The organism is Kitasatospora sp. NPDC058048 (genome assembly GCF_042885555.1).
Classification (GTDB): domain Bacteria; phylum Actinomycetota; class Actinomycetes; order Streptomycetales; family Streptomycetaceae; genus Kitasatospora; species Kitasatospora lactacystinica.
This window is the reverse complement of the sequence record NZ_JBHVRT010000047.1, coordinates 1-12,057: the sequence shown is the minus strand read 5'-3', so window position 1 is coordinate 12,057 and position 12,057 is coordinate 1. Positions and strand designations below refer to the sequence as shown.

Annotated in this window: 11 protein-coding genes; 5 read left to right on the top strand and 6 right to left on the bottom strand. The window is 72.7% G+C overall.

The window, feature by feature from the left end:
- Nucleotides 1-71 precede the first annotated feature (71 nt).
- Nucleotides 72-1,853: a Stk1 family PASTA domain-containing Ser/Thr kinase gene (gene pknB, locus ACFVVA_RS35260; protein WP_387694846.1), complete on the top strand. Its 1,782-nt coding sequence runs from the start codon at nt 72-74 to the stop codon at nt 1,851-1,853.
- A 34-nt stretch (nt 1,854-1,887) separates the two neighbouring features.
- Here the strand turns inward: pknB and ACFVVA_RS35255 are convergent, their stop codons facing one another.
- Nucleotides 1,888-2,517 (bottom strand): sulfite oxidase-like oxidoreductase, encoded by a 630-nt coding sequence (locus ACFVVA_RS35255; protein WP_387694804.1) that lies wholly within the window; start codon nt 2,515-2,517, stop codon nt 1,888-1,890.
- A gap of 241 nt (nt 2,518-2,758) precedes the next feature.
- On the opposite strand from ACFVVA_RS35255, the gene bfr reads away from it, so the two are divergent.
- Nucleotides 2,759-3,238, top strand: coding sequence for a bacterioferritin (gene bfr / locus ACFVVA_RS35250; protein WP_359897105.1), 480 nt, complete (start codon nt 2,759-2,761; stop codon nt 3,236-3,238).
- A gap of 46 nt (nt 3,239-3,284) precedes the next feature.
- Here the strand turns inward: bfr and ACFVVA_RS35245 are convergent, their stop codons facing one another.
- Together ACFVVA_RS35245 and ACFVVA_RS35240 are read right to left on the bottom strand one after the other, a co-directional pair.
- Nucleotides 3,285-3,563 (bottom strand): (2Fe-2S)-binding protein, encoded by a 279-nt coding sequence (locus tag ACFVVA_RS35245; protein ID WP_359897103.1) that lies wholly within the window; start codon nt 3,561-3,563, stop codon nt 3,285-3,287.
- Between the two features lie 159 nt (nt 3,564-3,722).
- Complete coding sequence (locus tag ACFVVA_RS35240) at nt 3,723-5,072, bottom strand: class II 3-deoxy-7-phosphoheptulonate synthase (protein ID WP_359897101.1); 1,350 nt, start codon at nt 5,070-5,072, stop codon at nt 3,723-3,725.
- Nucleotides 5,073-5,375: 303 nt separating this feature from the next.
- Here ACFVVA_RS35240 and ACFVVA_RS35235 point away from each other — a divergent pair, with 303 nt between their 5' ends.
- Nucleotides 5,376-7,313 (top strand): chorismate-binding protein, encoded by a 1,938-nt coding sequence (locus tag ACFVVA_RS35235; protein ID WP_387694803.1) that lies wholly within the window; start codon nt 5,376-5,378, stop codon nt 7,311-7,313.
- A 66-nt stretch (nt 7,314-7,379) separates the two neighbouring features.
- Here the strand turns inward: ACFVVA_RS35235 and ACFVVA_RS35230 are convergent, their stop codons facing one another.
- From ACFVVA_RS35230 to ACFVVA_RS35220, 3 genes are read right to left on the bottom strand one after another with little or no spacing between them, the layout of a single operon-like run.
- Entirely contained in the window at nt 7,380-8,075 is a 696-nt protein-coding gene (locus ACFVVA_RS35230) for a response regulator (RefSeq protein WP_380353246.1), read from the bottom strand.
- The gene (gene macS / locus ACFVVA_RS35225; protein WP_387694802.1) at nt 8,072-9,298 is read right to left on the bottom strand and encodes a MacS family sensor histidine kinase; all 1,227 of its coding nucleotides are present in this window, start codon (nt 9,296-9,298) and stop codon (nt 8,072-8,074) included. Before macS ends, ACFVVA_RS35230 begins: the two co-directional genes overlap by 4 nt.
- A 49-nt stretch (nt 9,299-9,347) precedes the next feature.
- The gene (locus tag ACFVVA_RS35220; RefSeq protein WP_387694844.1) at nt 9,348-10,193 is read right to left on the bottom strand and encodes a lysophospholipid acyltransferase family protein; all 846 of its coding nucleotides are present in this window, start codon (nt 10,191-10,193) and stop codon (nt 9,348-9,350) included.
- A 216-nt stretch (nt 10,194-10,409) separates the two neighbouring features.
- On the opposite strand from ACFVVA_RS35220, the gene ACFVVA_RS35215 reads away from it, so the two are divergent.
- Nucleotides 10,410-11,204, top strand: coding sequence for an alpha/beta hydrolase (locus ACFVVA_RS35215; protein WP_387694801.1), 795 nt, complete (start codon nt 10,410-10,412; stop codon nt 11,202-11,204).
- 10 nt (nt 11,205-11,214) lie between these two features.
- Nucleotides 11,215-11,961: a hypothetical protein gene (locus ACFVVA_RS35210; RefSeq protein ID WP_387694800.1), complete on the top strand. Its 747-nt coding sequence runs from the start codon at nt 11,215-11,217 to the stop codon at nt 11,959-11,961.
- Nucleotides 11,962-12,057 lie beyond the last annotated feature (96 nt).

The following is a 12,057-nucleotide window of genomic DNA, read 5'->3' as shown; positions in this document are numbered from 1 at the left end:
ACAAGCCGGTCCCGGAGGCGGTGTCCTCCGGGACCGGCCGTCCCGGGCGGCTCTAGACTCTCCGAGTGGACATGGCACTGCACGACCCCTTGATCGGCGCCCTGCTCGACAACCGGTACCGGGTCGAGCAGCGCGTCGCGACCGGCGGGATGTCCACCGTCTACAAGGGCACCGACACCCGTCTGGACCGCGTGGTCGCACTCAAGGTGATGCACCCTTCGCTGGCCGGCGACGAGGGTTTCACCGCCCGCTTCATCCGCGAGGCCAAGGCCGTCGCCAAGCTCACCCACCCCAACGTGGTCACCGTCTTCGACCAGGGCGCGGACGGCGGTCACGTCTTCCTCGCCATGGAGTACGTGCCCGGCCGCACCCTGCGCGACCTGCTGCGCGACCGCGGCGCGCTGTCCGTCCGGGCCGCTCTGGACGTGCTGGAGCCGGTGCTGGCCGCGCTCGGCGCCGCCCACCGGGCCGGGCTGGTCCACCGCGACGTCAAGCCCGAGAACGTGCTGATCACCGACGGCGGCCTGGTCAAGGTCGCCGACTTCGGCCTGGTCCGGGTGCTCGGCACCGCCGACGGCGCGCCCACCTCGACCACCACCGCCACCGGCGGCACGGTCATGGGCACCGTCTCCTACCTGGCCCCCGAGCAGATCCTCCCGGACGCCCCGACCGACCAGCGGGTGGACGTCTACGCGGCCGGCATCCTGCTGTACGAGATGCTCACCGGCCGCCGCCCGCACACCGGCGACAATCCCGTCCAGGTCATGTACAAGCACCTGCACGAGGACGTCCCGGCCCCCTCGCTGGTCGCCCCCGCCGTCGGCCCCGAACTGGACGCGATAGTGGCCGGCGCCTGCGCCCGGTCCGCCGACGCCCGCCCGTACGACGCGGTCGAGCTGCTCGCCGCCCTCCAGCGGGTGCGCCGCACCCTCACCCCGGCCGAGCTGGACGCCGAGCCGCCGGCCTCCACCCGGCCCGGCCCGCGCTACCCGACCACCGAGCCGACCTCGGTGGTCCAGCCGCTGCCGCGGCCCGCCGACGCCCCGCCGACCGAGCGCACCAGCGTGCTGGACATGCCGCCGGAGCTGATGGACGAGCTGCTCGCCGAGCCCCGCCCGTACGACGAGCCGACCCCGGTGCAGCGGCGCCGGCCGGCCGCGCCGCGCCGCCGACTCCCGCGCGGTCCGCTGATCTGGACGGCCGCGGTGGCCGCCCTGGTCCTGGCGATCGGCGGCGCCACCTACGGGATCTCCGAGGGGCTGTACGGCGCGGTGCCGGGCGTGCTCGGCAAGGACCGGGCCGAGGCGCAGCGGGTCCTGGACAAGGAGGGCCTGCACGGCAGGTTCGTCGAGGTGTTCAGCGAGTCCGTGCCGTCCGGGCAGGTGATCTCCGTGGATCCCGGGGTGGGGGCGCGCACCCGCAAGAGCGACAGCGTCACCGTCACCGTCTCCAGGGGCCCCAAGCGGATCGCGGTGCCGGACCTCACCGGCAAGAGCTCCGCCGACGCCACCTCGGCCCTGGCCGGCGCCCAGCTGACCAGGGGCGGCGTGACCGAGACCTACGACGACACCGTGCCCGAGGGCTCGGTGATCAGCAGCTCACCGGCGGCCGGGCAGCTGCTGCAGGAGAACTCCGCGGTCTCGCTGGTGGTCAGCAAGGGCATGGTGCCGGTCCCGAACGTCACCGGGATGGGCAAGGACGAGGCGCAGAAGGCGCTCCAGGCGGCGGGCTTCACCATGCAGACCAGCGGCTGGGACGTGTTCGGCGCGGTCACCTCCTCCGGCCAGAGCCCGGCGGCGGGCGAGCGGCGCCCGCAGCGCAGCGTGGTGACGGTCAAGTTCTCGCTGTTCTAGGACGCGTCCGACCCGCCCGGCCGCCGCGAGGGGTTCAGCGCAGCGGCCCGTCGCCGGGCTCCTCCTGGTAGGAGTAGCGCTGCTCGCGCCAGGGGTCGGCGAGGTTGTGGTAGCCGCGCTCCTCCCAGAAGCCGCGCCGGTCGGCCCGCATGTACTCCACCGCGCGCACCCACTTGGGGCCCTTCCACGCGTACAGCCGCGGTACCACCAGCCGCACCGGGAAGCCGTGCTCGGCGGTGAGCGCCTCGCCGTTGCGGTGGGTGGCGAGCAGCGTGCGGGGGTCGGCGAAGTCGGCCAGCCGCAGGTTGGCGCTGTAGCCGTACTCGGCCCAGACCATGACGTGGGTGACGCCCGGTGCCGGGGGCACCAGGTCGAGCACGGCGGAGGCCGACACGCCCGTCCATTCGTTGCCGAGCACCGAGAACTTGGTCACGCAGTGCATGTCCCCGACGACGGTGGTGCGCGGGAGGGCGCAGAAGGCCTCGAAGTCCCAGCTGTGCTTCTCCGCCGAGGCGGTGGCGCCGAACACCTGGAGGTCCCAGGTCAGGGGCTTGAAGCGGGGCACGGGCCCGTAGTGCAGGGCGGGCCAGCCGCGCTGCGCGCGCTGGCCCGGGGGGAGCCTCGGGTCAGACGGCGGAAGCGGTTCGTGTTTCGACTGACCCATGGATCCATGGTGACAGACGGCGGACGAGCCTCGGCGCGCGCCCCTTTGCGCGGATTCGCGCCCCGGCCCGTACGGAGCAACGGTCGAGCCCCCACCAGCACGTTCCGTCATGAATCGGATATTCCGCCACATCTCCTAGTGAGTGTGAACTTACTGGAATTTCCTCCCGAAGCGGTGCCAGGATGCGCAGCGCAGGACCCAGCACAGGACGCAGGACAGGACTCACGCAGGAGGCATCACCATGCAGGGCGATCCCGAGGTCATCGAGTTCCTCAACGAGCAGCTCACCGCCGAGCTGACCGCGATCAACCAGTACTTCCTGCATGCCAAGATGCAGGAGAACTTCGGCTGGACGAAGCTCGCCAAGTACACCCGGCACGAGTCCTTCGACGAGATGAAGCACGCCGAGACGCTCACCGACCGGATCCTGTTCCTGGACGGGCTGCCCAACTACCAGCGGCTGTTCCACGTCCGGATCGGCCAGACGGTCAAGGAGATGTTCGAGGCGGACCGCCAGGTCGAGGTCGAGGCGATCGACCGGCTCAAGCGCGGGATCGTGGTGATGCGGGCCAAGAACGACGTCACCTCGGCGAACATCTTCGAGGACATCCTGGCCGACGAGGAGCACCACATCGACTACCTCGACACCCAGCTGGAGCTGCTGGACAAGCTCGGCGAGGCGCTCTACCTCGCTCAGGTCATCGAGCAGCCGGAGTCCTGAGGCGGTCCTTCCGGGCGGCTCGGGCGGCTCGGACGGCCCGGGCCGTTCAGGCCGCCCGCAGTGGGACCACCGGAGCGGCCTTCGGGGCGGGGGCCGGGGCGGCCGGGGCCTCCGGGTCCGCGAGGCCGAGCTTCGCGGCCAGCCGGGCGGTCGGGCACGGGCGGGCGCCGTGCTCGCCGAGCAGCGCCTGGATGCGGCGCACGCAGGACCCGCAGTCGGTGCCGGCCCGGCAGCCCTTCGCTATCTGGCGCGGGGTGCTGGCGCCGCCGTCGATCGCCTTCTTCACCTGGTCCTCGGTGACCGCATGGCACATGCACACGTACATCGCGGTCTCTCCCGGGGTGGAGCGGAATGGATCTTGACTAAGGTTCGCCTTAGTTCACTGAGGCTTACCTTACCTGGGCAAACGGGTACGAAAAAGCCCCTCCGGGCTCGGGAACACCGAATCCGGAGGGGCCTTCGTCACATCCGACGGGCGCCGGGCCTACTGGCCCCGGTACATCTCCGCCACCAGGAACGCCAGGTCCAGCGACTGGCTGCGGTTGAGGCGCGGGTCGCAGGCCGTCTCGTAGCGCTGGTGCAGGTCGTCCACCAGGACCTCGTCGCCGCCGCCGACGCACTCGGTGACGTCGTCGCCGGTCAGCTCCACGTGGATGCCGCCCGGGTGGGTGCCGAGCGCGCGGTGCACCTCGAAGAAGCCCTTGACCTCGTCCAGGACGTCGTCGAAGCGGCGGGTCTTGTGCCCGCTGGAGGCCTCGAAGGTGTTGCCGTGCATCGGGTCGCAGATCCACACCGGCTTGGCGCCGGAGGCGGTGACCTTCTCCACCAGGGTGGGCAGGTGCTCGCGGATCTTGCCCGCGCCCATCCGGGTGATGAAGGTCAGGCGGCCGGGCTCGCGCTCCGGGTCCAGCTTCTCGATCAGGGCGAGCGCGTCGTCCACCGAGGTGGTCGGGCCGAGCTTGACGCCGATCGGGTTGCGGATCTTGGAGGCGAACTCGATGTGCGCGTGGTCCAGCTGCCGGGTGCGCTCGCCGATCCACACCATGTGGCCGGAGACGTCGTACAGCTCGCCGGTGCGCGAGTCCACGCGGGTCAGCGCGGTCTCGTAGTCGAGAACCAGCGCCTCGTGCGAGGAGAAGAACTCGACCGCCTTGAACTCCTCCGGCACCACGCCGCAGGCGCTCATGAACGCCAGGGCGTTGTCGATCTCCCGGGCGAGCTGCTCGTAGCGCTGGCCGGCCGGCGAGTTGCGGACGAAGTCCTGGTTCCAGGCGTGCACCTGGCGCAGGTCCGCGTAACCACCGGTGGTGAACGCGCGCACCAGGTTGAGCGTCGCGGCGGACGCGTTGTACATCCGCTTCAGGCGCTCCGGGTCCGGGATGCGGGACTCGGGGGTGAACTCGAAGCCGTTCACCGAGTCGCCGCGGTAGACCGGCAGGGTCACGCCGTCGCGGGTCTCGGTCGACTTGGAGCGCGGCTTGGAGTACTGGCCGGCGATGCGGCCGACCTTCACCACCGGCACCGAGGCGGCGTACGTCAGCACGGCGGCCATCTGGAGCAGCGTCTTCAGCTTGTTGCGGATGTGCTCCGCCGAGACGCCGTCGAAGGCCTCGGCACAGTCACCACCCTGGAGGAGGAAGGCCTCCCCGCGCGCCACGGCCCCGAGCCGGGCGCGCAGCTGGTCGCACTCGCCGGCGAAGACGAGCGGCGGATAGGAGGCGAGCTCGGCAAGGGTCTTGCGCAGAGCCTCTTGGTCCGGCCATTCAGGCTGCTGCGCCGCGGGCAGGGACTGCCAGGAATGGGCAGCCCTCGAAGTCTCAGTCGTAGCGGTCACATCGCCAAGGCTACGGGGTGACAGGAGTGACTCGTGACTATTGCCCGAGGGATGAGACACATCTCGGACAAAGACGTGACGGCCCTCACCCGCCCCGGCGCATCCGCTAGGGTCGAATCATGCACGCGCCCCACACCCACTCCTGGTGGTGGGCCTCCCCCAAGGGTGGCCCACGAACGACGCGTTCCTAGACGAACACGACGGCCGCCCCTCGGGGCGGCCGTCGGCGTCTGCGCAGACGGCCCTCCGGGAGCGGACCTTGCACCGCCTCTCACCAGCCCACCCGGAAGGAAGCCGTTTCCCGTGACCACCGCCGTCGACCTGCTCACCCGCCTCACCGGCCCGGACGCCCCCGCGTTCGCCCTGCTGCACCGCCGCACCCCCCGGCTCAGCCCGGACACCGTCGAGGTGCTGCTGGGCACCGTCGACCGCTACGAGCACCTCGCCGACCTGCCCGTGCGCAGCGGCCCGCCGGCCGGCGGCGGCCCGGTGCACGATCTGCTCGCGCTCGTCCCGTACCGCCAGATCCGCGAGCGCGGCTTCGAGGCGCACGACGACGACACCCCCCTGCAGGCCCTCTCGGTGACCGAGCAGCACACCCTGCCGTTGGCCGAATTCACCTATGCCCTACCGAAATTGCCGGTCTCACTTGCCGGTGGCGGGTTCGATGTGGACGACGATTCGTACGCGTCGATCGTCCGCAGGGTCATCCGGGACGAGATCGGCAACGGCGAGGGCGCCAACTTCGTGATCCGGCGCGACTTCCACGCGACGCTGGAAGACTTCTCACCGGAGCTCGCGCTGACGCTCTTCCGCCGGCTGCTGGAGCAGGAGCGCGGCGCGTACTGGACCTTCCTCGTGCACACCGGTGACCGGGTGCTGGTCGGCGCCTCCCCCGAGGTGCACGTCCGGCAGAGCGGCGGCACCGTCGTGATGAACCCGATCTCCGGCACCTACCGCTACCCGGCCGGCGGCTCCGACCTCGACTCGCTGCTCCAGTTCCTGCACGACCCCAAGGAACTGGAGGAGCTCACCATGGTCGTGGACGAGGAGCTCAAGATGATGTGCACGGTCGGCGACCTCGGCGGCCAGGTGCTCGGGCCCCGGCTCAAGGAGATGGCCCACCTCGCCCACACCGAGTACGAGCTGCGCGGGCGCACCTCGCTGGACGTCCGCGACGTGCTCCGCGAGACGATGTTCGCCGCGACCGTCACGGGCAGCCCGGTCGAGAACGCCACCCGGGTGATCAAGCGCTACGAGCCCACCGGGCGCGGCTACTACTCCGGCGCGCTCGCCCTGATCGGCCGTTCCGCCAGCGGCGGGCAGCTGCTGGACTCGCCGATCTGCATCCGCACCGCCGACATCGACCCGGCCACCGGCCGGCTGGTCGTCCGGGTCGGCGCCACCCTGGTGCGCCACTCCGTCCCGGAGTCCGAGGTCGCCGAGACCCACGCCAAGGCCGCCGGGGTGCTCACCGCGATCGGCGCCCGGCCCACGCCCTCCCGGCTGCCCCACCCGGTCGGGCCCCGGCTCGCCGACGACCACCGGGTGCAGGCCGCCCTGGACTCCCGCCGGGCCGACCTCGCGCCGTTCTGGCTGCGGATGCAGCAGCCCGCCGAGATCACCGAGACCGAGCCGACCCTGGTCGTGGACGGCGAGGACACCTTCACCTCGATGCTCTCCCACCTGCTCGGCTCGCTCGGCCACCGGGTGACGGTGGCCCGGTACGACGAGCCTGGGCTGCGCGAGCGGGTCGCGGCGCACCGGGGCGCACTGGTGCTCGGCCCCGGCCCTGGCGACCCGGCACTCGCGGACGACCCCAAGATGATGCTGCTGCGGCCGATCGTCGCGGACGCGCTGGCCGCCGTCCGCTCCGGCGCCCGCACCTCGCCGCTGCTCGCGGTCTGCCTGAGCCACCAGCTGCTGGCCGCCGAACTCGGGCTCGCGCTGGGCCGCAAGGCCGTCCCCTACCAGGGGGCGCAGGAGCGCATCGACCTGTTCGGCGGCAAGCAGACGGTCGGCTTCTACAACACCTTCACCGCGCGCTGCTCGGACGCCGACGCGGCACGGCTCGCCACCGAGGGCGTCGAGGTCTCCCGGGACGCCGTCACCGGCGACGTGCACGCGCTGCGCGGGCCCGGCTTCGCGGGACTCCAGTTCCACCCGGAGTCGGTGCTCACCCGCGACGGGGTCGGCATCGTGGCCGGCCTGCTGCGCGGGGCGACGGCCGCACTGCGCTGAGCCGACGGCGCGGCCCCGGGCGGACGTACACCCGCCCGGGGCCGCGCCGCAGCCGCTGCCGGACCCTCAGATCTCGTCGTCCAGGCCCTGCTCGATGGCGTACCGGACCAGCTCCACCCGGTTGTGCAGCTGCAGCTTCCCGAGCGTGTTCTGCACGTGGTTCTGCACCGTCCGGTGCGACAGCACCAGCCGGTCGGCGATCTGCCGGTACGACAGCCCCTTGGCCACCAGCCGCAGCACCTCGGTCTCCCGGGCGGTCAGCCGCGGGGCGGCCGGCGCCGAGGCCGGGGCCGGCTCGGCGGCCAGCCGGCGGAACTCGCCGAGCACCAGGCCGGCCAGGCCCGGGGTGAACACCGCGTCGCCGACGGCCGTACGGCGCACCGCGTCCAGCAGCTCCTCCCGCCCGGCCGACTTCACCAGGTAGCCGGTCGCGCCGGACTTCACCGCCTCCAGCACGTCCTGGTGCTCACCGCTGGCCGACAGCACCAGCACCCGCACCGCCGGGTCGTGCGCGACCACCTGGCGGCACACCTCGGCACCGGGCAGGCCGGGCAGGTTGAGGTCCAGCACGACCACCTGCGGCGTGCAGGCGCGGGCCCGGCGCACGGCCTCCTCGCCGTCGCCCGCGGTGGCCACCACGTCCAGTCCGGCCTCGGCGAGGTCACGCGAGACGGCGTCCCGCCACATCGGGTGGTCGTCCACCACCATCACCCGCACCGGCCGGTCGGCGGTCGGCTGATCGGTCATCGGCTGGCTGGTCATTGAGTGGCCTTCCTCGGGACGCGCAGTTCGACCTCGACGCCCTCCCCGGGCGCCGAGTACAGCTCGGCCGTGCCGCCGAGGTCCAGCAGCCGGCCGCGGATGGACTGGGAGACGCCGAGCCGGCCCGCCTGCTCGGCCTCGCCCAGCCGGCCCGGGGCGTAGCCGGGGCCGTCGTCGCGGATGCCGACCGTGACGGCCTCCGGCTCGTCCTCGACCAGGATCCAGGCCCGGGCCCGCTCCCCCGCGTGCTTGCGCACGTTGTCGACGGCCGCGCCGACGGCCGCCGCGAGCTCGCCCGCCGCCTGACCGGGCAGCAGCACCGGGGTGCCGGGGGCGGAGAGCGTGATCCGCTCGTCCGTGTACAGGCGCAGCAGCACGGTCAGGTCGCAGGGCGTGTGCGGGTCCGGCGGCTCGGCGGCGTCGGACCGCGACGCGCGCCGCGCCGGCAGCGGACCGCCCGTCATCAGCGCCCGCAGCGCGCGCTCCTGCTCACCGGCCAGCCGGCCGAGCTCGGCGAAGTCCGCGCCGGAGGCCGTCCGCTCGCTCAGCTCCGCGCCGCGCCGCTGGACCAGGGCGAGCACCTGGAGCACGCCGTCGTGGATGTCCCGGGAGAGCCGCTCGCGCTCCCGGGTGGCCGCCTCGACCTGGAGCGCCCGGGTGAGGGTGGCCTCGCTGGCCCGGGCCAGCTCGATCACGTAGCCGATCGCGCAGCCGGCCACCATCAGCAGCACGATGTTGTGGATGTTGTCGCCGGTCGGCCCGCCGTGGCCGAGGATGTTGGCGACGCCGATCACCGAGCCCGAGGCCGCCGCCGGGCGCCAGCCGCCCTTCGCGGCGAAGCCCAGCACCGTGCCGGCCGCCCAGATGGTCGGCAGGGTGGGCGCGCCGTGGCTGATCCGGGCCGGGGAGTCGGTGATGCCGCTCATCACGATGCCGGTGACGGCGAGGGTGAGGTCGGCGCCCAGGACGTACCAGGTGCAGCGCTGCGGGTTGGCGAAGGCCCGGGTGCTGGCCAGGGTCCACAGGGTCAGCGCGCCGAGGAAGATCCAGCCGGCCACCGGGTGCAGGAAGTGCAGGTACGAGTTGAAGTACCGCAGCAGGGCGTAGCACAGGGCCAGCACCCGGAAGTAGGAGATCGCCTTCCACAGCGGGAGTTCGACGGACATGCCGCCGGCCGCCACCGTGCCGCCGACCGCGCCGGCTCTGCCCCCGTCGTCCGTCATCCGCCCCTCCCCTGGGCCCGTCCGGGCGGCCGAGCGGCCGTCCGGGCGCCTACTCCGGCTTCTCCTGCTGCTTCTCCGAGGTGCCCGTCCCGGCGGCCTTCTCCGCTTCGGCGGCCTTCTCCGCTTCGGCGGCCTTCTCGGCCTTCTCCGCCTTCTCGGCCTCGGCGGCCTCCGCCTTCTCCGCCTTGGCGGCGGCCCGCCGCTCGGCGTCGGCCTTCTTCTTGTCGTCCGCGATCTGCCGCTTGGCGGCGGTCGCGTAGATGTCCACGTACTCCTGGCCGGAGAGCCGCATGATCTCGTACATCACCTCGTCCGTCACCGAACGGAGGATGAAGCGGTCATTCTCCATGCCGTGGTAGCGGGAGAAGTCCAGCGGGCGGCCGATCCGGATGCCGGGGCGGATGCCGAAGTTGGGGATCACCTGGCCGGGCGGCTGCACCTTCTCGGTGTCGATCATGGCGACCGGGATCACCGGGGCGCCGGTGGCCAGTGCGACGCGGGCCAGGCCGCCGACCTTGCCGCGGTACAGCTTGCCGTCGGGCGACCGGGTGCCCTCCGGGTAGACGCCGAACAGCTCGCCGCTGTCCAGCACCGCGATGGCGCTGCGGATCGCGGCCTCACCGGCACCGCGCACGCCCGAGCGGTCCACCGGCAGCTGGCCGACGCCCTTGAAGAACGCGGCGGTCAGCCGGCCCTTGAGGCCCGGGGTGTTGAAGTACTCGGCCTTCGCGATGAAGGTGACCCGGCGCCTGATCAGGGCGGGGAAGAAGAACGAGTCCGAGAAGGACAGGTGGTTGCTCGCGATGATCGCCGCACCCTCGGTGGGGATGTTCTCCTCGCCCTCGATCCAGGGCCGGAAGAAGATCCGAAGCAGTGGCGCGACGATCATCTTCATCAGTCGGTAGAACAACCCGGGCCTCCTGTTATGCGGACCGGTCGATCCTAATGCCCCGCGGCCGTCCGCTGTGCCCGCCCCCGCCGTACGGACCGCGTCCGGCCCCTTCGCAGGGGGTGTACGACCCGGCGCGGAGCGTGGGACGATGCGATTTCGCAGCACTTCCCCCTCCAGCGTCCCCTCCCCCAGCGCCACCCGCCCGCGAAGGAGTCCGCCATGCCGTTGCTGCCCGGTGCCGAGCCGTACCGCCACACCGGCGGACCGGTGGGAGTGCTGCTCTGCCACGGCTTCACCGGGTCGCCGCAGTCGCTGCGGCCGTGGGCCGACGAACTGGCGGCGGCCGGCTTCACCGTCTCGCTGCCGCTGCTGCCCGGGCACGGCACCCGCTGGCAGGACATGCAGCTCACCCGCTGGGAGGACTGGTACGCGGAGGTCGAGCGCGAGCTGCTGGCGCTCGCCGACGAGTGCGAGCAGGTCTTCGTCTGCGCCCTGTCGATGGGCGGCGCGCTGGCGCTGCGGCTCGCCGCGCTGCACGGGCCGACGGTCTCCGGGCTGGTGCTGGTCAACCCGTCGGTGCGCTCGGACACCCCCGCGAGCGTGCTGCTGCCGGTGCTGCGCCACCTGCTGCCCAGCCTGCCCGGGGTCGCCAACGACATCGCCCGGTCCGGTGCGGTCGAGGTCGGATACGACCGCACCCCGCTGCACGCCGCCTGGTCGCTGAGCCGGCTGTGGCGGGAGGTCCAGCGGCTGCTGCCGGAGGTGACCCAGCCGGTGCTGCTCTTCCACAGCCCGCAGGACCACGTCGTCTCGCCGGCCAACTCGGAACTGGTACTGGCCCGGATATCCTCGACGGACGTGACGGAGCGGCTGTGCCAGCGCAGTTTCCACGTCGCGACGCTGGACCACGACGCGGCGGAAATATTCGCGGCCGGCCAGGACTTCATCCAACGGCTGGCCCCCGCGCACGCGGCGGGCGTCACCCGGGTCGAATCCGACGATCACCATGGCTGAAGGGCCGGAAGTGCACGAGAGCAGCACGGCGGGCGGCGGGGACGAGACTCCCCGCGAGGACGGCGCGACCAAGGACGGCGGGACGGACGCCGCCACCCCGGGCGGTGCGCCGACGGACCGTACCGGCCCGGAGGGCGCGGCGACGCCCCCACCCGGCCGGGACGCCGCCGCCGGCTCCGCGGGAGAGGCCGCCGGCGACACCGCCGAACGCCGTCCGCGCCGTGCGCCCGAGCGCAGCCAGGCCGAGCAGGACGCGATCTTCGCCGCCCTGGTGGCACAGTTCGACGACCCGGTCGACCTCAACAACCCGAACTGGCCCGAGGTCGAGAACCTCCGGGCGCAGAACGAGCTCAAGGGCGGCTACAAGGAAGGCGGCGCCGGCGGCCGCGGCGACCAGGACGACCTGGCCGACCTCGCCCCGCAGCCCCGCCCCCGCTCCGGCCGACCGGTGATGCCGGCGGGCGGCGCGGGCCCGCGCGACTTCGAACTGGCCGAGGAGACCGACGAGGGGCACTTCGTCCCGCCGGAGCCGCCGCCGCTGCCGGCCGCCGACGTGACCGCCAAGTTCGCCTGGCTGGCGGTGCTCGGCGGCCCGGCGCTGCTGCTGGTCGACGCGGTGGTCTGGCGGGAGATCTCCGGCTGGCCCGCCTGGGTCGGGATCACCGCCTTCCTCGGCGGCTTCGTGACCCTGGTCGCGCGGATGAAGGACCGCGACGAGGACGAGCCGGAGGACCCGGACCACGGCGCGGTCGTCTAGCCCCAGACTTCGCACATGGGGTTTTAGGTTTCCAGCCAGCGGGGTCGGGTTTCGTCGATGTCGAGGAGTTCGAGCAGGTGTGCTTGGACTCCTCGG